The following is an 18,501-nucleotide window of genomic DNA, read 5'->3' as shown; positions in this document are numbered from 1 at the left end:
AGTTCTCAAGGAACGGACGCTTCCTTTGTACTCACCCTCTCGGGCTTTCCTCCGGGCTTCCCTTCGGTGTTTCCGACTCTATCAGACCCTTTCGGTCCTGATTCCCAGTCAGCGGGGTTCGTCTTCTCGGCTGTTGGGCCGTTCCGACGAGTGAGACTTTAGCGGAATCTCAGCTCCCGAGCTAATCGGGCTGCGTTCCTCGAACGCGGATTCCTCATTTCGCAAAAACGCAAGGAAACGAACCGACGACGGATCGTCGATCGCTAGTTGGTTGGTGCGGAATGACTGTCCGGGGACCGACCGGAGTCGGCGCTCACGTCGGACAGCCCGGAGAACATTACGTAGGCGAGGGAAGTGTGTCAACTCGCTGCCGAGTCGGGCCCTCACGCGTACTGTTGGCGGCGTGACTACGCATGCGCACACCCAGCAGTGGTGGGCCGCCTGACAGGCGGCCGAGTTCACGCATGCGCTCAACGGCCGCCGCCCCGGCGGCCGTTTCTCGTTCTCCCCCTGGAGTCCCGGAGCCCGGTCGGCGGGTAGCGGCGGCCCGACCAGGAGGTGGAGAGATGACACGGGTCTTCAGTGGGATCAAGCCGACAGGGCATCTGACGCTGGGGAACTATCTGGGGGCCGTGCGACGGTGGGCCCAGGTCGATCAGTACCGCTCCGACTCACTGTTCTGCGTGGTCGATCTGCACGCCCTGACCGTGGATCACGATCCCGGGCGGGTGCTGCGGCTCAGTCGGCAGGCGGCGACGCTGCTGCTCGCGGCCGGCCTCGATCCCGAGCAGTGCACCGTGTTCGTGCAGAGCCATGTGGACGAGCACGCCCGGCTCTCCTATCTGCTGGAGTGCGTCGCGAACGACGGTGAGATGCGGCGGATGATCCAGTACAAGGAGAAGTCGGCGCGGGAGCGCGAGCGGGGCGGGAGTGTGCGGCTGTCGCTGCTGACGTATCCGGTGCTGATGGCGGCGGACATCCTGGCCTATGCGGCGGACGAGGTTCCGGTGGGGGACGACCAGACGCAGCATGTCGAGCTGACGCGGGATCTGGCGATCCGGTTCAACCAGCGGTACGGACATACGTTCGTGGTGCCGCGGGCCACGCATCCGGAGGTGGCGGCGCGGGTGATGGATCTTCAGCAGCCGAGGTCGAAGATGGGGCAAGTCCCACGAGAACGCCGCCGGGATCATCTATCTGCTGGACGAGCCGGACGTGGTGCGCAAGAAGATCATGCGGGCCGTGACGGACAGCGGGCAGGAGGTCGTGTACGACCCGGAGGCCAAGCCCGGAGTCTCGAATCTGCTGGAGATCCTTGCCGCGTGCGAGGCGGCCCGGAACTCGGGTGCGTCAGGTGGGAACCCCGAGGACCTGAGCGGTGTACTCACTACGTACGGGGCTTTGAAGAAGGACACCGCCGACGCCGTGGTGGAGCTGCTGAGGCCCGTGCAGCAGAGGCACAAGGAACTGGTCGCTGATCCCGCGTATGTGGAGGAGGTGTTGCGGCGGGGAGCGGAGAAGGCCAGGGCGATGGCCAGACCTATGGTCGACGCTGCCTACCGAACGATCGGTCTTCTCCCGCCTGCCTGAAGGAGGCGCGGTAGGAGCGGGGGCTGGTGGCGAGGCGCGATGCGAAGTGCTGACGCATCGTGACCTCGCTGCCGAAGCCCGTGCGGTGGGCGATCTCGGGCATGGGGAGGTCGGTGCGTTCGAGAAGTTTCTGGGCTGCGGCGATGCGCTGGTCGAGGAGCCAGCGGAGAGGGGTGGTGCCGGTCGCGGAGGTGAAGTGACGGGCGAAGGAGCGCGGTGACATGCCGGCCCGGTGGGCGAGGTCGGCGACGGTGAGCGGTTCATGGAGGTGATGGATGGCGTATGCGCGGACGGAGGCGAGGGCATCGGCGTCGCGGTCGGCGCGGGGTGTGGGGTGCTCGATGAACTGAGCCTGGGTTCCGGTGCGGAAGGGGGCGGTGACCATCGATCGGGCGATGGCCGCGGCTGCCTCGGCTCCGTGGCTCAGTCGGACCAGGTGCAGGCACAGGTCGATGCCGGCAGCGGTGCCCGCGGCGGTCCAGATATTGGCGTCCTCGAAGAACAGGGCGTCGGGTTCGACGGTGACGAGGGGGTGATGGGCGCGGAAGAGATCGACGAGGTTCCAGTGCGTGATGGCGCGGCGGCCGTCCAGTAGGCCGGCCTGGGCGAGCGTGAAGGCGCCGCCGCAGAGGGCCGCGATCGTGGTGCCGCGTGCGTGGGCGCGGCGGAGTGCCGCGAGTACCGGTTCCGGTGCGGGCGTGAGGTGGTCGTCGAGACCGGGGACGACGACCAGGTCGGCGCGGGACAGCCAGCTGAGAGTGCGATCGGGGGTGAGGGTGAGGGAGCCGCGCATGGGGACGGGCGCGGGGTCGGTGGCGACTCGCCGCAGGTCGAATGCGGGTACGTCACGGTCGGTGCGGTCGGTGCCCCAGACCTCCGTGATGACGGAGACATCGAAGGCGCGGATGCCGGGGAAGGCGAGGAGGGCGATGCGTTGGGGGGCGGGAGTGCCCTCGGCGCGGGGGGCTTCAGCACGGGGGTTCCCCGTGGGTGCCGCCTCGGCGGAGGTGCCCTCCGCGCGGGCCTCGGTCGTGCGGGTCTCAGCTGTGCCGATCTCGGCTGGGGAGGGCTCGGCGAGCGGGGGCTCGGCGGTGAGGGTAGGTGGCGTCAGTGGGGCGGGCACGGTGGCAGTAAACCATCGATCGCTGACTTTTGTGGCTCTGGGGTGCGGTGCTGCGGGGCGGCAGGATCGTCCGTATGGAGATCACAGGAAATGCGGCACTGATCGTGGTGGACGTGCAGAAGGGCTTCGAGGAGCCGGGCTTCTGGGGGCCTCGGAACAATCCGGAGGCCGACGACAACATCGCCTCGCTGATCGATACCTGGCAGGCGACGGGACGGCCGGTCGTGTTCGTACGGAATGACTCGGTGTCGTCCGGGTCCCCGTTGCGGCGGGGGCAGGAGGGCAATGACCTCAAGGAGTACGTCGAGGAGCGGCGTGGGAAAGGGGACGCGGCGGAGCTGTATGTGACGAAGAGTGTGAACTCGGCCTTCTACGGGACGCCGGATCTGGACGCCTGGCTCGAGGAGGCGGGGATCTCGCAGATCGTCGTGACCGGGATCCAGACGAACCAGTGCGCGGAGACGACGGCGCGGATGGGCGGGAATCTGGGGTACGACGTGGTGTTCGCGTGGGATGCGACGTACACGTTCGATCTGGAGGGGCCGTTCGGCTGGCGGCTGAGTGCGGAGGAGTTGGCGCGGGCCACGGCGGTGTCGCTGCACGGTGGGGGTTTCGCGAGGGTGGTCAGGACGGAGGAGGTGCTTGCGGGCGCGGCCGGGGCATAGCCGGGGCGTAGCCGGGATCGGGTCAGGGTGGCTGGGCACCCGGTGCGGGTGGGCGGGGTGTCCGGTCAGGTCGGGGGCTGGGTGTGGATCAGGGTTTCGCCGGTCGGGGTGCGGTAGTAGAGGACCGAGCGGCCGGTGCGGCGGCGGGCTATGAGGTGGGCGTCGTGCAGGACCTTGAGGTGGCGGCCGACCGAGCCGAGGCCCTGGCCGGTGAGGGCGACGAGTTGGGTGGTGCTCTTCGGGGCGTCGAGGAGGGCGAGGACGGCGGCGCGGCCGGGGCCGAGGAGGCGGCGCAGGCTCTCGGGTGCGGAGGTGGTGGGGGTGAGGGGGTCGGCGAGGGCGCCTGAGCAGGGGTAGACCACGGCGTGGCGTCGGCCGGAGTCCCAGGAGACCCAGCCGTGGGGTGGGGTGACGGGGACGAAGAAGAGTTGGGAGCCGGTGAGGTCGCGGGGCGGGTACTCGTGGGCGTTGACCTGGAGGCGGCTTTCGCCGAGCCAGCGCATGCCGGGGCGCATTCCACCGATGGCGGCGGCCCAGCCGCCCTGGGACAGGTGCTGGATGCGGGCGACGACGTCGGCTTCGAGGATGCGGCGGCGGCGTGGCCAGTAGGGGAGGACGGTTTCGGTCCAGACCCAGTCGAGGAGGTCGGCGGTGCGTTCGGGCAGGTCGGTGCGGTGGAGGCGGGCCGGGAGTGGGCCGGCGAGGGAGACGGTGAGGTGGGTGCGGGCAGCTTCGGGGGGTGTGGCGCGGACGGCGGCGAGTTCGTCGTGGAAGGTGGGGTCGCCGATGCCGGTGGGGGTGGGGGTGAGGAAGTCGGCGAGCCAGGAGTGGCCGAGGGCGGAGCGGATGAGGAGGGCGGTGACGGGGTCGGCGGCGAGGCGGTCGCGGTAGGCGGGGCGGTGGGTGGTGAACCAGGTGTGGTCGCCGGGGTGGGACGGTTCGCCGCGTTCGAGGGCGATGAGGGCGGAGGTGGCCTCGGCGAGGGGGGAGAGGACGAAGCGGCTGCTCGCGAGGGTGTCCGCGGTGATCTGCCACCAGCCCATGATTTCGCCTCCTCGCGAAACAGTAACGCTCTCGGGGTGGGCGGCTGAGACTCCGGCCATGCGGACGTATCGGGAGTTGTTCGGGGCGCCGGAGTTCAGGCCGTTGTTCCTGACGAGCACGTTGAAGGTCGCGGCGTCGACGGTGAGTGGGCTGGCGTTGGGGACGCTGGTGTACGGGGCGACGGGGTCGCCGTTGTTGGCGGCGCTGAGCATGTTCGGGCCGTCGTTGGCGCAGGTGGTGGGGGCGACGCTGTTGTTGTCGGCGGCGGACCGGTTGGCACCGCGGGCGGCGTTGACGGGGCTCGGGTTGCTGTTCGGGGTGGGGACGGCGGCGCAGGCGGTGCCGGGGCTGCCGGTGTGGGGGGTGTTCGCGATCGTGCTGACGTTGGGGGTCGCGGCGTCGGTGGGGGGTGGGGTGACGTATGGGCTGCTGAACGAGATCCTCGCGCGCGAGGGGTTTCTGCTCGGGCGGTCGGTGATGAACATGTCGGTCGGGCTGATGCAGGTGTGCGGGTATGCGGTGGGCGGTGTGCTGGTGAGCGCGCTGTCGCCGCGCGGTGGGCTGATGGTGGGGGCCGTGCTGTATCTGGGGTCGGCGGTGGTGGCGCGGTGCGGGCTGAGCGCGCGGACGGCGAGGGCGGTGGGGCGGGTGTCGGCGCGGGAGAGTTGGCGGGGCAATGTGGTGCTGTTGTCGTCGCGGCCTCGGCGGTACGTGTATCTCGCGTTGTGGGTGCCGAATGGGCTGATCGTGGGGTGCGAGTCGATGTTCGTGCCGTACTCGCCGGAGCATGCGGGGTTGTTGTTCGCGTTCGCGGCGCTGGGGATGCTGGTCGGGGACACGGTGGCGGGACGGTTCGTACCGCAGGGGTGGCGGCGGCGGCTGGACGCGCCGTTGCGGTTGTTGCTGGCGGCGCCATATCTGGTGTTCGCGCTGGACCCGGGGTTGTCGGTGGCGGCGGTGGCGGTGACGCTCGCGTCGATCGGGTTCGCGGCGACGCTGTTGCTCCAGGACCGGTTGATGGCGCTGACGCCGGACGAGTTGAGCGGCCATGCGCTGGGGCTGCACTCGGCCGGGATGCTCACGATGCAGGGAGTGGGCGCGGCGCTGGCAGGCACGGTGGCCCAGGTGACGTCACCGGCGACGGCGATGGCGGTGATGGCGGGGCTTTCGGTGGCGGTGACCGTGGTGTTGGCACGAGGGCTCCGGAACCCGAGTCCGCACCCCAATCCGAGTCCGAACCCCAACCCCAACCCCAACCCGAAGCCGAAGCCGAACCCGAGTACGCCCTTGCCCGCGCCGACGCCCCCGACCGCGACGCCCCCCGCAACGCCGCCGACCGCGCCCTGAACCTCCCCCTCCCCCGTGCCGAGTAGTTCGAAGCGCCTGGTACTTTGCTATGCATGGAACGCGGTAAGGCAAGTCGCCAGGCGCCGGAGAAGGTCGAGAGCCAGCTCCGTAAAGGGGTTCTGGAGTACTGCGTCCTGGCTCTGATGCGTGACGGGCCCCGGTACGGGGTCGAGCTGCTGAGTGAGTTGCAGGACACCGGCGCCCTGGCGACCAGTCAGGGGACGGTCTACCCACTGCTGTCACGGTTGCGGCGGGACGACCTCGTCGTCACCACCTGGCGGGAGTCCGTATCCGGTCCGCCGCGGCGGTACTACGAACTGACGGAGGCCGGGCATGCGGCGCTCAGGGAGTTCGCCGGGATATGGCCGGGGTTCCGTGACGCCGTCGACCGCCTCGTCACACCGCGCGGCGGGCATCAGGACCATGATCCATCTGGAAAGGCACAGCCATGAAGACCGACGACACCCTCGTCCGGGACTATCTCGCCGTGGTCGAGCGTGAGAGTTCGGCGCTGCCGCCGGCCGCCCGTCAGGAACTCATCGCCGATCTGGGTGAACACATCGAGGTCGCGCTCGCCGAACGGCCCGGCAGTGTCCGCGAGATCCTTCAGGAGGTGGGCGACCCCCGTACGATCGCCGCCACCGCGCTCCAGGAACTCGGCGACACCCCCGGCACCCGGATACGCAAGCCGCGCCGGCGCCGCTCCCCCGCGTGGCTGCCGATCGCGCTCCTGTTGGTCGGCATGGTGCTGCCTTATGCGGGGAGCATCTGGGCCCTTCTCTCACTCGCCCTGCGGATCACGGCCGTCGTGATGGTGTGCCGTTCCGCCCACTGGACGGCGGCCCGGAAGTGGATCGGCCTCACGCTGACCGTTTTCGTCCCCGTGGTCGCCCATGTCACGTGGTACGCGGTCTTCATCGCCCCCGCCGACAGCGCTCCGCCCGGCGTGTTGCGGTGGACGGCCGTCGCCCTGGTGTTCGTGCTGACGGTGGTCGGCTGCGGGTGGCTGTGGCGCACCAAGCGCGCCTGAGCAACCCCCTTACGCTGATGATCAGTTGCTGATCAGTTGGCGATCGGATGGTGATCAGCTGGTGCCGGAGGCCAGTTCCCTGCTGCGGTCGCGGGCCGCTTCGAGGGCGGCGATGAGGGCGGCGCGTACGCCGTGGTTCTCCAGTTCGCGGATGGCGTTGATCGTCGTGCCGGCCGGGGACGTGACGTTCTCGCGGAGTTTGACGGGGTGTTCGCCGCTGTCGCGGAGCATCACGGCGGCGCCGATCGCGGCCTGGACGATGAGTTCGTGGGCCTTGTCGCGGGGCAGACCCAGGAGGATTCCGGCGTCGGTCATGGCTTCGACCAGGTAGAAGAAGTAGGCGGGACCGGAGCCGGAGAGGGCGGTCGCCGCGTCCTGCTGGGTCTCCGGGACCCGGAGCGTCTTGCCGACCGCGCCGAAGATCTTCTCGGTGAGTTCGAGGTGCCGGGCGGTGGCGTGGCTGCCCGCCGAGATGACGGACATCGCCTCGTCGACCAGGGCGGGTGTGTTCGTCATGACGCGGACGACCGGTGTGCCGTCGGGCAGGTGTTCCTCGACGAACGTGGTGGGGATGCCGGCCGCGCCGCTGATGACCAGGCGGTCCACGGGGATGTGCGGGGCGAGTTCGTCCAGGAGTGAGCCCATGTCCTGCGGCTTGACCGTGAGGATCAGGGTGTCGGCGGTCTTCGCGGCCTCCGGGTTGGTCACGGGGGTGACGCCGTACCGGGTGCGGAGTTCCTCGGCGCGTTCCGCGCGGCGGGCCGTGACCAGCAGGTCGGCCGGCGCCCAGCCGCCCCTGATCATGCCGCTGAGCAGGGCTTCGCCGATCTTTCCGGTGCCGAGGACTGCGACTTTGTGGCTCAGGCTCATGAGCGGTGCCCTTCGGGCTTCGGGTTCGTGGTGCGTGGTACGTGGTGCGTGCGTGATCCGGTTTCCATCCTCGCAGAACTCCCGCCGACCCCCCGGACTCCCCGACTCCCGGCTACCTGGACTCCCCGGCGCCCTGGACTCCCCGACCCTCCGGACTCCCCGGCACCCTGGACCCGACCCCCCGACCCCCCTCGCCCCCCTCGGCCCCGGGCGCCCGGCCCCCGTACGTCTCTCAAGCCGTCCGGCGCCGTAGGGTCGCCGCGCCGAGGCCCAGGACAAGGAGCGCGCAGCCCGCCACGACCGCTACGTCGCGTACGAAATTGCCGGTGACGTCGGTGTGCTGGAGGACTTCGTTCATGCCGTCGACGGCGTACGACATGGGCAGGACGTTGGAGATGGCCTCAAGGATCGGTTGCATGTTCGGGCGGGCGGTGAACAGGCCGCACAGGAGCAGTTGGGGGAAGATCACCGCCGGCATGAACTGGACCGCCTGGAACTCGGAGGCCGCGAAGGCCGAGACGAACAGGCCGAGTGCCGTGCCGAGCAGGGCGTCGAGCAGGGCCACCAGCAGCAGGAGCCAGGTGGAGCCGGTGACGTCGAGGCCGAGGCCCCACACGGCGAGCGCGGTGGCGAGGACGGACTGGACGACGGCGACGGCGCCGAAGGCGAGGGCGTATCCGGCGATGAGGTCGGCCTTGCCGATGGGCAGGGCGAGGAGGCGTTCGAGGGTGCCGGATGTGCGTTCGCGGAGGGTCGCGATGGACGTGACCAGGAACATCGTGATCAGCGGGAAGATGCCGAGCAGCGAGGCCCCGATGGCGTCGAAGGTGCGGGCGCTGCCGTCGAAGACGTAGCGGAGCAGGAAGAGCATCAGGCACGGTACGAGGATCATCAGGGCGATGGACCGCGGGTCGTGGCGGAGCTGGCGCAGGACGCGGGCCGCCGTGGCGAGGGTGCGGGAGAGGTTCATCGGGCCGGCTCCTTGTCCTTGGCGGTGGTGCCGCCCGCTGTGCCTTCGGTGGTGGTGCCGCCCGCGGTGTCTTCGGTGGTGGTGCCGCTCGCTGTCATGGCGGCGGCCTCGTCCACGAGGCGCAGGAAGGCGTCCTCGACGGTCTCGGTGTCCATCCGGTGCCGCAGGGCGTCCGGGGTGTCGTCGGCGAGGATCTCGCCCTCGCGCATGAGGAGCAGGCGGTGGCAGCGTTCGGCCTCGTCCATGACATGCGAGGAGACCAGGATGGTGACCTCGCGGTCGGCGGCGAGCGCGTGGAAGAGGTTCCAGAGGTCGCGGCGGAGTACGGGGTCCAGGCCGACGGTCGGCTCATCCAGGACGAGCAGTTCGGGGGTGCCGAGAAGGGCGACGGCGAGCGATACGCGGCTGCGCTGGCCACCGGAGAGGTTGCCGGCGAGGGCGTCGGTGTGCGAGGTGAGGTCTACGTCGTCGATGGCGCGGGTGACGTGCTGACGGCGACGTTCCGCCGCCGGGCGGCCCGGGTCCAGGATCGCGGCGAAGTACTCCAGATTTTGACGCACCGTCAAGTCGTCGTAGACCGAGGGGGCTTGGGTCACGTATCCGACGCGGGAGCGGAGGGGTTTGGCTCCCGCCGGGTGACCCAGGACGTCCAGGGTGCCGGTGACCTTGGCCTGCGTGCCGACGATCGCGCGCATCAGGGTCGACTTGCCGCAGCCGGAGGGCCCGAGGAGACCGGTGATCTGCCCTCGGGGGACCGTGAACCCGATGTTCCGGAGGACAGTGCGGGTGCCTCTGACGACGGTGAGGTCGGCTGCGGTGACGCTGGCGCTCGCCTGTGCGGGTGGGGCGCCGTCGGGTGGGGTGCCCTGCGGGCGGCTCGCATAATTCATCATGTGATGAATAATCCTCCGGAGTGGGTCACGCGTCAACCGACCGCGCGCCACCAAGGGCGGGAAAGGGCACCTCCAGCAAGGGGCGTGGACGGTGTGCCGTACGGCGGGGGCGCGTCGGAAGGGATCGGGGCCGAGCCCCGCGCAGGGTGCGCGCCCTTGCCGTCTCCGCACTCCCGCCGTCACACATCCGCAACACCCCACCCCCGCCCCCCGCAACTCCCCTTGCCGACAATGGATTTCAGTGCCGTAACGTCCCCCACCGACCGGTACCCACGCACCCCCTACCCGGAGGTGCTCCCTCATGTGTGTCTCGTACGGGCGGATATCGTCCATGATTTCCGGCGACCTGGCCGCGTCCCTCGTCGTCTTTCTTGTCGCTCTGCCGCTCTGTGTCGGGGTCGCCGTGGCCTCCGGTGTGCCCGCCGAGTTGGGGCTGATCACCGGGATCGTCGGTGGGCTCGTCGCCGGTGCGTTGCCCGGCAGCAGCCTTCAGGTCAGCGGGCCCGCCGCCGGGCTGACGGTGCTCGTGTACGAGGCGGTGCGCACGTACGGCCTCGGTTCGCTCGGGCTGCTCGTGCTCGGCGCCGGTCTGGTGCAGGTCGCGCTCGGCGTGGCCCGGCTCGGCCGCTGGTTCCGTGCCGTGTCGGTCGCCGTCGTGCACGGCATGCTCGCCGGGATCGGCCTGGTCCTGGTCGCGGGCCAGGTGTACGCCATGGCCGACGCACCCGCGCCCGCGTCCGGCCTCGCGAAACTCACCGGTCTGCCCGGACTCGCGGGCCTCGCGGACCCCCTCGCCCTCGGCATCGGCTGCGGCACCGTCGCCGTACTGACCCTCTGGCCCCGGTGGCGCCGCGCCGCGCGACCGCTGCCCGCGCCGCTCGTCGCCGTCGGGCTCGCGTCCGCCGCGACCGCGCTGCTCGACCTGCCGGTACGCCGGATCGAGGTGGGGGCGCTGCTCGACGCCGTACGACTGCCGTCGGATCCCGGGCGGCTCACGGAAGTGGGCGTCATCGGCACGGTTCTCGCCTTCGCGCTGATCGCGTCCGCCGAGTCGCTGTTCAGCGCGGCGGCCGTCGACCGGCTGCACGACGGACCGCGTACCGACTACGACAGGGAACTCGTCGCCCAGGGCGCCGGCAACACCGTCTGCGGGCTGCTCGGCGCGCTGCCGATGACCGCGGTGATCGTGCGCAGCGCGGCCAACGTCCGCGCCGGCGCCCGTACCAAGGCGTCGCGGATCCTGCACGGGATGTGGCTGCTCCTGTTCGCCGCGCTGCTGCCCGCGCTGCTCGGCTTCATCCCCGTGGCCGCGCCGGCCGGGCTGCTGGTGCACGCGGGCTGCAAGCTCGTCCCCGTACGGGAGCTGAGGCCGCTGTGGCGGGCGCATCGCGGTGAGGCCGTGATCCTCGCGGTGACGGCCGGGGCGATCGTCGTCGGGAACCTGTTCGAAGGTGTCCTGATCGGGCTCGCGCTCGCCGTGGCCAAGACGGCGTGGGACATCAGCCATGTGCACGTCGAGACGGTGGACCGGGGCGCGGCGGGGCTCGTCGTACGGGTCACCGGCAACGCCACCTTCCTGCGGCTGCCCAAACTGCTCGACGCCCTGGAGTCCCTACCCGCCGACCGTGCCGTACGGCTGGACGTCGGCGGGTTGCGGCATGTGGACCACGCGTGCGAGGCGGCGCTTGAGCGGTGGGAGCTGGGTCGGCCGCCCATGGACAAGGCCGGCGACACAGCCACCGGTGCGGGCACGGCCACAGACATAGCCACAGGCACAGTCACAGGCACAGGCACAGGCACAGGCATAGCCACAGGCACAGGCGCGGACGAGGCCGCCGGTGGTCAGGACGGGCGGTGTGCCAGCAAGAGGTCGACCGTGTAGACCTCCTCCACCACCCCGTCCGGAAAGACCCGCGTCAGCTCCGCCCGCTCCTCGGCGAGGATGTCCGCCGTGCCCTCCTCGCCGAGGACCAGGAATGTCGAGCGGCTGCCCAGATTCGCCAGATGCGTGTCGAGCGGGACCCGGCGGCTCCAGGACACCTTGTGCCGTACGAAGTCCACTGCGCCGGACAGCCCATGGGTGCGTTCGGCGCTGCCGTGGGCGCCGGTGCCCGCGCCGAACCTCCGCTGGATACGGGCCTCCTGGGCGGCGATCCACGGAACGGCCCGGTCCGACACGTTCCACCACAGGGCGAGCGCGCCACCGGGCCGCAGCACCCGGACGGCCTCCGGAACGGAGCGTTCCGGGTCGGTCCAGTGCCAGGACTGGGCGTAGGTGAGGAAGTCGGCGGAGGCGTCCGCGATCGGCAGGGCGTTGCCGTCGCCGCGCACGATCGGCACGACGGGCAGGGCGCGGCGGAACTCGGCGGTCATGCCGTCGCCCGGCTCCACGGCGACGACCCGGGCCCCGCGCGCGTACAGCGCGGCGGTCGCGATCCCGGTGCCCGCGCCTACGTCGACCACGCGGGCGCCCTTCAGTGGACGGCCCGCGAGGTCCTCCACGGCGTCGAAGAGGGCGGGCGGGTACGAGGGGCGGTTGGCGGCGTACTGGGCGGCGGCGGCGTTGAACGAGTGGGCGCGGGACGTGGCGGTCATGCCGGCCATCCTCGCGGGCCCCACCACCGTGCGTCAGCCCTTGGGCCGCTTCCTGGCCGGGTTCCCGGTACGGCGGCTGCCGCGGCGCTCGTACTGGACCAGGGCCTCCTCGTACTCGGCGCGCCGCAGGCCCTCGCCCGGGGCCTCGACTAGGCAGCGCACGGAGTACGCGAGGAGGCTGCCGATGAACCCGAAGGCGAGCAGACCACGGAACGCGTCCTGCGCGTCCGGCTCGGGCCGCTTGACGAACCCCTGCCAGGTGCGGCGGAACGCGAGGGCGCCGCAGATCGCGAACATGACCACGGTCAGGACGCTCACGAAGGAACTGACCGCCGCGATCGTCAGCCCCTGGAAGGCGAACCGCAGGATCAGACAGCCCGCGACGGCCGCGAGCAGCGACACGGTGGCGGCGGCGGTGCGCCGGGCCGCGTAGCCGCCGTCGTGCCGCAGCCAGGTCGTGCCGAAGAAGCGGAGGGGTTCCGGCCGGGGGCCCGCCGGGGTGGCCGAAGGCGCGGGCGGGTCGGCGGCGCGGGCATCGTTGGTCGCGGGGGCAGCGGGGGTGGCCGGGGCGTCGGTGGGCCGTTCGCGGGTTCCGGAATGTTCGCTCACGCGTCGATTATCACCTCAGGTCCCGTACATCCGGAGCTGGCCCTACCGCCCCGGCGGTGCCCACCCCCCGGACCCGAACCGCTAGTTTGTTCAGAGCCGACGGCACGGAACGAAAGCGATGGGGGAGGTGGACGGCGGTGCAACTGCGGGGAGGGGACCCGGAATCGATCGGCGGCTACCCGCTGGAGAAACGACTCGGCGCGGGTGGGATGGGCACGGTCTATCTGGCGCGTACGGCGTCCGGACGGCCCGTCGCGATCAAGCTGATCCACCGGCAGTTCGCGGACGACGAGGAGTTCCGCATCCGCTTCCGGCAGGAGGTGTCGGCGGCCCGCCGGGTCAGCGGTGTGTTCACCGCGGCCGTGGTCGACGCCGATCCGGAGACCGACCACCCGTGGATGGCCACCGCGTACATCTCGGGTCCGACACTCGCGCAGCGGATCGCCGAGGCCGGCGCGCTGACCGGGGCCGAGCTGCGGACCCTCGCGATCGGGCTGGCCGAGGCGCTGCGTGAGATCCACCGCGCGGGCGTGGTGCACCGCGATCTGAAGCCGTCCAATGTCGTGCTCTCGCCGGACGGGCCGCGCGTCATCGACTTCGGCATCTCGCGCGCGGCGGGGCACCAGACGCTCACCATGACGGGCCGCGTGATAGGTACGCCACCGTTCATGTCGCCCGAGCAGTTGCAGTCACCGCGTGGCGTCGGGCCCCGGTCCGACGTGTTCTCGCTGGCGACGCTGCTGGTCTACGCGTCCACCGGGCAGGGCCCCTTCGACGCGGACAGCCCGTATATGACGGCGTATCAAGTCGTGCACGAGGCGCCGGAGTTGGGTGCCGTGCCGGAGATGCTGCGCGAGATCGTCGAACCCTGTCTGGCCAAGGACCCGGAGGGGCGGCCGTCCGCCGACGAGTTGCTGGCACAGCTGAGGGCCCTGCCGGAGGATCTCGGTCCGACCGCCGAGGAGTCCGGTACGGCGAAGGTCGACGAGGACACCTGTCCGGACGCGCGACCGGACTCGCAGCCGGACACGCCGGACACACGGCCGTCGGCGGAGGACACGGACCGGACCCACCACTCCGACTCCTCCTCCCGCTCCCGCGTGCCCGCGCTTCGGTCCCGGCTGCCCCGGCGCATCGCCCGCACCCGCCGCCGTACCGTCATGGCCGTCGTCGTCGCCGTGGCCGCCATCGTGGCCGGGGCCACCTTGATGAAGTCCGGTGGGGGCGCGGACGCGCAGGAGCCGATGGCCGACGACCGGACCACGTCGGACAGCCGGATCGCGACCCCGACCGGGGCCGCGCTGCCGGACGGGTTCCGGCCCTGGCTGCGGACCGTGCGCGGCGGGCAGGACATCGCCGACGAACTGCGCTGTGTGGCGCACGGCACCGCCGTGTACTGCGGAGGCGGCGGCGTCCTCGCCACCCGGCTGCGGACGTCGGACGGCACGGAGGTCTGGCGCCGCACCAGCCCCGGTGTGCCGATGCAGGGCGTGCACCTGGTGGGCGCCACCGAGGACGCGGTCGTCGGCTACCGGCTCCCCGCCGACAACTCCGACCGGTTCGAGATCGTGGGCCTCTCGGCCGACAAGGGCCGCGAGCGATGGAGCACCCGGGTCAACGGCCACGCGGCCGTCCTCACCGGGCAGTCCCTCTTCGCCGTCATGGCCGGCTCCACGGTTCTGTACGTGGACGCGGACCGGTCCCGGATCGAGGCCCGTTCCGCGCGCGACGGCACGGTGTTGTGGACGAGCCCCTTCCGTGCCGGTACGGAGTGCGTGCCGTTCATGGCGGGCGCCACCCCGTTCGCGATGTGCGCGCCCCGGACGGAGACCGACGCGAGCGAGGTCAGGAGCGCCACCGTGCACACGCTCGACCCGAAGACCGGCGCGCTCGGCGCCGCGATGGAGATCGGGGAGCGGGCGCAGCCCATGGGCACCGTCGCCGGGCGCCCGGTGCTGCTCCAGGAGCGCCGGGTGGGCGCGGGGTTCGACGGCTGGGCGAAGGTGATCCGGATCGACCCGGCGACCGGCCGCGTCACCGCGTTCCCGCTGAAGCGGTACTCCGGTACGACGGCGGGGTTCGCGGGCGGCACCCTGTACTTCACCGGGGCGACCGGCCGGGTCACCGCGGTCGACCCGGCGAACGGGAAGGAACGGTGGACCACGCAGACCGCCGCCGAGTCCGCGTCCGGGCCCGTCGCGGCGCACGGGGTCGTCTACTTCAGCTCCACGAGCGGGCGGGTCGCCGCACTCGACGCGCGCGACGGCACCCTGCTGTGGGGCACCGACCCGCGCGCGGACAGCGTCAGCGGGGAGGTGGCCGCCACCCCTCGGGTGACGATCGCGGGCCGTGCGCTGGTGGTCGCGGCGGGCGAGAACACGATGTTCTCCTTCGACACGGCCGAGCCGCCGAAGAGCGGTTGAGGGCCGACGAAGAGCAGCTGAGGGCCGCCTAGGACCTGCTGAGGGCCGCCGAGGACCGGCTGAGGTCCCGGCGGCCCGTGACGTTGTTGACGTGGTCCGGTGACGTTGTTGACGTGGTGACGACGGTCAGCAGCGCGGCGCCACGTATCCGTCGCTGCCGGTGCGGATGTAGGTGTCGGACACATAGCGGCCGGAGCCGATGCGGTCCCAGATGGCGGAGGTCCCCAGGGGGCCCGTGACGGACTGGCCCGAAGTCTGGCAGCCGATGCTCACCCGGGCACCGGCGGCGAGGCTGCCGACCTTGGCGTACTGGGTGCCGGGCCCTGAGCGGACATTGACGTCGGCGACGACCGGGTAGGTCGTCGCGGCGGCGGCCAGGGTGGTGACGTCGACGCCGACCGCGACCGGTCCGGCCTCGATGTCGATGTCCATGTCGATGTCGGTATTCGCCTCGGCCCGCGTCGTGGGCTCTGGTGCCGTGATGTTCTCGCTCATGGTTCTCTCCCCCCGTGGAGCGCGATGGGCGGGATCCGGCCAGTGGTACGGGTGCTCGTACGGGGCCGGAGTGCCGCCCGTTGTCTTTACTCACTCCATACGGACGCCCCCCATCGGCGAACAGTTGCACGATGAGGGGCGCGAAAAAGCCCGTATTTCCGGGGGTGCGGAGTCCGCTTCCGCCCGGCCGGGAGTATCAGCCGAGCTTGCTCACATCGCGCACCGCGCCCTTGTCGGCGCTCGTGGCCATCGCCGCGTACGCCCGCAGCGCGGCCGAGACCTTGCGGTCGCGGTTCTTCGGTTCGAACACACCGGCCAGCGCCGCGTGGCGCTCGGCGAGGGTCGCCTCGTCCACGAGGAGGTCGATCGTGCGGTTCGGGATGTCGATGCGGATACGGTCGCCGTCCTCGACGAGCGCGATCGTGCCGCCCGACGCGGCCTCCGGCGAGGCGTGCCCGATGGACAGGCCCGACGTTCCGCCGGAGAAACGGCCGTCGGTGATCAGCGCGCAGGACTTGCCGAGGCCGCGGCCCTTCAGGAACGACGTCGGGTAGAGCATCTCCTGCATACCTGGGCCGCCCTTGGGACCCTCGTAGCGGATGACGACGACGTCGCCGTGCGTGATCTCCTTGCGGAGGATCTTGTCGACGGCCTCCTCCTGGGATTCGCAGACCACGGCCGGACCCTCGAAGGTCCAGATCGACTCGTCGACGCCGGCCGTCTTCACGACACAGCCGTCGACGGCGAGATTGCCCTTGAGTACGGCCAGACCGCCGTCCTGCGAGTACGCGTGGGCGACGTCACGGATGCAGCCGTTCGCCGCGTCCGTGTCGAGGGTGTCCCAGCGCTCGGACTGCGAGAACGCCTGGGCGGAGCGGACACAGCCGGGGGCCGCGTGCCACAGCTCCACCGCGTCGTCCGCCGTGGAGCCGCTGCGGATGTCCCAGGCGTCCAGCCACTCCTTGATGGACGGCGCGTGGACGGTGTGCACGTCCTCGTTGAGCAGCCCGCCCCGGTACAGCTCCCCGAGGATCGCCGGGATGCCGCCCGCGCGGTGCACGTCCTCCATGTAGTACGTGGTCGTCGGCGCGACGTTCGGCGCGACCTTGGCCAGGCAGGGGACGCGGCGGGACACGGCGTCGATGTCGGTGAGGTCGTAGCCGACCTCGGCCTCCTGGGCGGCGGCCAGCAGGTGCAGGATCGTGTTCGTGGAGCCGCCCATGGCGATGTCGAGGGCCATGGCGTTCTCGAACGCGGCGTACGTCGCGATGTTGCGCGGTAGGACGGAGTCGTCGTCCTGCTCGTAGTACCGCTTCGTCAGCTCGACCACGGTGGCGCCGGCCCGCTCGTACAGCGCCTTGCGGGCGGTGTGGGTGGCGAGGACCGAGCCGTTGCCGGGGAGCGAGAGGCCGATGGCCTCGGTCAGGCAGTTCATCGAGTTGGCCGTGAACATGCCGGAACAGGAGCCGCAGGTCGGGCAGGCGTTCTCCTCGATACGGAGGATGTCCTCGTCCGACACGTTCTCGTTGACGGCGTCGCTGATCGCGTTGATCAGGTCCAGTTTGCGGACCGTGCCGTCGACCAGCGTGGTCTGACCGGCCTCCATCGGGCCGCCCGAGACGAAGATCGTGGGGATGTTGAGGCGGAGCGCCGCCATCAGCATGCCGGGGGTGATCTTGTCGCAGTTGGAGATGCAGATGAGGGCGTCCGCGCAGTGCGCCTCGACCATGTACTCGACCGAGTCCGCGATCAGGTCGCGGGACGGCAGTGAGTAGAGCATTCCGCCGTGGCCCATAGCGATGCCGTCGTCCACCGCGATGGTGTTGAACTCGCGCGGGACGGCACCGGCCGCCTTGATCGCCTCGCTGACGATCCGGCCGACCGGCTGGAGGTGGGTGTGGCCCGGCACGAACTCGGTGAAGGAGTTGGCGACCGCGATGATCGGCTTGCCGATGTCCTCACTGGCTACCCCGGACGCCCGCATCAGGGCGCGGGCGCCCGCCATGTTGCGGCCATGGGTGACTGTGCGAGACCTCAGCTCGGGCATCGTCGCTCGCTCCTTCGGGGCCGGCGCTCAGCCGCGCGGGTGAGCGGGGGCTTATGTGAGGTGGGAATGATGGATGAGACAAAACAACTTGTGCCGAGCGTACGCCCGTGGGGGGTGGGGGTGGGGCGAGGTCCGACATTTGGGATGACTGTCTCATGGGGGTCCTCCGGGGGTGGGAGGGGGTTCGGGGGTGGCGGGGTGGTTTGGGTGGAGGGCGAGTTTGTGGTGGGTGGGGGTGGGGCGGGGAGTTGACCCGGGCGGGGCGGGGGCGGGGCGGCGCGGTGGATGACCCTGCCGGGTCGGTGCCGGACGGGGACGGGGCGGGAGGGCACCGCCGGGGCACATCGTCGGGGCGGGGCGCCGTTGCGGCGGGAAGAAGCGACCGGGGTGGGTCAGGGCCGGCCGCCGCCCTACGAAGGCCGGGGCGGGAGCCCTCTGGCTGAGGCGAAAGGAACCGTCGGCCACATCCGCGGGAGCCGGGCGCCATTGCGGGGGGAATGAGTGACCCTGGCGGTCGGGGCCGGCCATCACCTTGCCGGAGGCCCGGGGCGAACGTCCCCTGGCCGGGCCGGAAGGCAACGCCGGGCCACATCGCCGGAGCCGGACGCCACTGCGGCGGGAACAAGCGACCCTCCCAGGTCGGGACCCGCCACCGCCCTGCCGAAGGCCGGGGCGGGAGCCCTGTGGACGAGGCGAAGGGAACCGTCTGCCACATCGCGGGATCCGGGCGCCATTGCGGCGGGGAGAAGTGCCCCTGGCTTGGTCGGGACCGGCCATCACCTTGCCGAAGGTCGGGGCGA

The 18,501-nt window shown here is 71.1% G+C and carries 15 protein-coding genes and 1 pseudogene; 7 read left to right on the top strand and 9 right to left on the bottom strand.

The annotated features are described in order from the left end of the window. Positions 1–566 precede the first annotated feature (566 nt). Positions 567–1,590 (top strand): annotated as a pseudogene (gene trpS, locus ACFVT5_RS26650) (tryptophan--tRNA ligase). On the opposite strand, the gene ACFVT5_RS26645 reads toward trpS, so the two are convergent. Further along, complete coding sequence (locus tag ACFVT5_RS26645; protein ID WP_389893013.1) at positions 1,541–2,521, bottom strand: GlxA family transcriptional regulator; 981 nt, start codon at positions 2,519–2,521, stop codon at positions 1,541–1,543. The pseudogene trpS and the gene ACFVT5_RS26645 sit on opposite strands and share 50 nt — an antisense overlap. Before the next feature lie 266 nt (positions 2,522–2,787). On the opposite strand from ACFVT5_RS26645, the gene ACFVT5_RS26640 reads away from it, so the two are divergent. Continuing rightward, positions 2,788–3,378 (top strand): cysteine hydrolase family protein, encoded by a 591-nt coding sequence (locus ACFVT5_RS26640; protein WP_389892953.1) that lies wholly within the window; start codon positions 2,788–2,790, stop codon positions 3,376–3,378. A 65-nt stretch (positions 3,379–3,443) separates the two neighbouring features. On the opposite strand, the gene ACFVT5_RS26635 is transcribed toward ACFVT5_RS26640, so the two are convergent. Then, complete coding sequence (locus ACFVT5_RS26635) at positions 3,444–4,421, bottom strand: transcriptional regulator (protein ID WP_389892950.1); 978 nt, start codon at positions 4,419–4,421, stop codon at positions 3,444–3,446. Between the two features lie 58 nt (positions 4,422–4,479). Here ACFVT5_RS26635 and ACFVT5_RS26630 point away from each other — a divergent pair, with 58 nt between their 5' ends. Genes ACFVT5_RS26630 through ACFVT5_RS26620 form a run of 3 tightly spaced genes read left to right on the top strand, consistent with a single transcriptional unit; the run spans position 4,480 to position 6,799 of the window. After that, a complete protein-coding gene (locus tag ACFVT5_RS26630; RefSeq protein ID WP_389892947.1) occupies positions 4,480–5,769 on the top strand; it encodes an MFS transporter in 1,290 nt (429 codons plus the stop codon). Between the two features lie 53 nt (positions 5,770–5,822). Continuing rightward, on the top strand, positions 5,823–6,221 hold the full coding sequence (locus ACFVT5_RS26625; RefSeq protein WP_389892944.1) for a PadR family transcriptional regulator: 399 nt from the start codon (positions 5,823–5,825) through the stop codon (positions 6,219–6,221). Further along, positions 6,218–6,799, top strand: a complete 582-nt coding sequence (locus tag ACFVT5_RS26620; protein ID WP_389892942.1) for an HAAS signaling domain-containing protein — start codon at positions 6,218–6,220, stop codon at positions 6,797–6,799. The genes ACFVT5_RS26625 and ACFVT5_RS26620 overlap by 4 nt, the downstream gene beginning before the upstream one ends. Positions 6,800–6,853: 54 nt before the next feature. Here the strand turns inward: ACFVT5_RS26620 and proC are convergent, their stop codons facing one another. The 3 genes from proC to ACFVT5_RS26605 form a co-directional block, all read right to left on the bottom strand. After that, positions 6,854–7,663, bottom strand: coding sequence for a pyrroline-5-carboxylate reductase (proC, locus tag ACFVT5_RS26615; RefSeq protein WP_389893010.1), 810 nt, complete (start codon positions 7,661–7,663; stop codon positions 6,854–6,856). Positions 7,664–7,901: 238 nt separating this feature from the next. Beyond that, positions 7,902–8,639, bottom strand: a complete 738-nt coding sequence (locus ACFVT5_RS26610) for an ABC transporter permease (RefSeq protein WP_389892939.1) — start codon at positions 8,637–8,639, stop codon at positions 7,902–7,904. Then, on the bottom strand, positions 8,636–9,532 hold the full coding sequence (locus ACFVT5_RS26605) for an ABC transporter ATP-binding protein (RefSeq protein WP_389892936.1): 897 nt from the start codon (positions 9,530–9,532) through the stop codon (positions 8,636–8,638). Before ACFVT5_RS26605 ends, ACFVT5_RS26610 begins: the two co-directional genes overlap by 4 nt. 331 nt (positions 9,533–9,863) lie before the next feature. Between ACFVT5_RS26605 and ACFVT5_RS26600 the strand changes: the two genes are divergently transcribed. Continuing rightward, a complete protein-coding gene (locus tag ACFVT5_RS26600) occupies positions 9,864–11,414 on the top strand; it encodes a SulP family inorganic anion transporter (protein WP_389892933.1) in 1,551 nt (516 codons plus the stop codon). Here ACFVT5_RS26600 and ACFVT5_RS26595 read toward each other — a convergent pair. Then, positions 11,375–12,127 (bottom strand): class I SAM-dependent methyltransferase, encoded by a 753-nt coding sequence (locus ACFVT5_RS26595; protein WP_389892930.1) that lies wholly within the window; start codon positions 12,125–12,127, stop codon positions 11,375–11,377. The genes ACFVT5_RS26600 and ACFVT5_RS26595 overlap by 40 nt on opposite strands. 33 nt (positions 12,128–12,160) lie before the next feature. Further along, on the bottom strand, positions 12,161–12,736 hold the full coding sequence (locus ACFVT5_RS26590; RefSeq protein WP_389892927.1) for an EamA/RhaT family transporter: 576 nt from the start codon (positions 12,734–12,736) through the stop codon (positions 12,161–12,163). A gap of 137 nt (positions 12,737–12,873) precedes the next feature. On the opposite strand from ACFVT5_RS26590, the gene ACFVT5_RS26585 reads away from it, so the two are divergent. Beyond that, positions 12,874–15,159 carry a PQQ-binding-like beta-propeller repeat protein gene (locus ACFVT5_RS26585; RefSeq protein ID WP_389892925.1) on the top strand — a complete coding sequence of 762 codons (2,286 nt, stop codon included), beginning with the start codon at positions 12,874–12,876 and terminating at the stop codon, positions 15,157–15,159. Between the two features lie 126 nt (positions 15,160–15,285). On the opposite strand, the gene ACFVT5_RS26580 is transcribed toward ACFVT5_RS26585, so the two are convergent. Together ACFVT5_RS26580 and ilvD are read right to left on the bottom strand one after the other, a co-directional pair. Next, positions 15,286–15,591, bottom strand: a complete 306-nt coding sequence (locus ACFVT5_RS26580) for an SH3 domain-containing protein (RefSeq protein WP_389893008.1) — start codon at positions 15,589–15,591, stop codon at positions 15,286–15,288. A 259-nt stretch (positions 15,592–15,850) separates the two neighbouring features. Continuing rightward, on the bottom strand, positions 15,851–17,701 hold the full coding sequence (gene ilvD / locus ACFVT5_RS26575) for a dihydroxy-acid dehydratase (protein WP_389892922.1): 1,851 nt from the start codon (positions 17,699–17,701) through the stop codon (positions 15,851–15,853). Positions 17,702–18,501 lie beyond the last annotated feature (800 nt).

This window comes from Streptomyces sp. NPDC058001 (assembly GCF_042886315.1).
Taxonomy (GTDB): Bacteria; Actinomycetota; Actinomycetes; order Streptomycetales; family Streptomycetaceae; genus Streptomyces.
The sequence above is the reverse complement of the archived record's forward strand: the minus strand, read 5'-3'. Positions and strand labels throughout refer to the sequence as shown.

Excerpts from the sequence above, each read along its gene's own strand:
- ACFVT5_RS26640 (WP_389892953.1), top strand. The coding sequence starts at position 2,788 with ATGGAGATCACAGGAAATGCGGCACTGATCGTGGTGGACGTGCAGAAG.
- ACFVT5_RS26635 (WP_389892950.1), bottom strand. The coding sequence starts at position 4,421 with ATGGGCTGGTGGCAGATCACCGCGGACACCCTCGCGAGCAGCCGCTTC.
- ACFVT5_RS26630 (WP_389892947.1), top strand. The coding sequence starts at position 4,480 with ATGCGGACGTATCGGGAGTTGTTCGGGGCGCCGGAGTTCAGGCCGTTG.
- ACFVT5_RS26625 (WP_389892944.1), top strand. The coding sequence starts at position 5,823 with ATGGAACGCGGTAAGGCAAGTCGCCAGGCGCCGGAGAAGGTCGAGAGC.
- ACFVT5_RS26620 (WP_389892942.1), top strand. The coding sequence starts at position 6,218 with ATGAAGACCGACGACACCCTCGTCCGGGACTATCTCGCCGTGGTCGAG.
- ACFVT5_RS26610 (WP_389892939.1), bottom strand. The coding sequence starts at position 8,639 with ATGAACCTCTCCCGCACCCTCGCCACGGCGGCCCGCGTCCTGCGCCAG.
- ACFVT5_RS26605 (WP_389892936.1), bottom strand. The coding sequence starts at position 9,532 with ATGATGAATTATGCGAGCCGCCCGCAGGGCACCCCACCCGACGGCGCC.
- ACFVT5_RS26600 (WP_389892933.1), top strand. The coding sequence starts at position 9,864 with ATGATTTCCGGCGACCTGGCCGCGTCCCTCGTCGTCTTTCTTGTCGCT.
- ACFVT5_RS26595 (WP_389892930.1), bottom strand. The coding sequence starts at position 12,127 with ATGACCGCCACGTCCCGCGCCCACTCGTTCAACGCCGCCGCCGCCCAG.
- ACFVT5_RS26580 (WP_389893008.1), bottom strand. The coding sequence starts at position 15,591 with ATGGACATCGACATCGAGGCCGGACCGGTCGCGGTCGGCGTCGACGTC.
- ilvD (WP_389892922.1), bottom strand. The coding sequence starts at position 17,701 with ATGCCCGAGCTGAGGTCTCGCACAGTCACCCATGGCCGCAACATGGCG.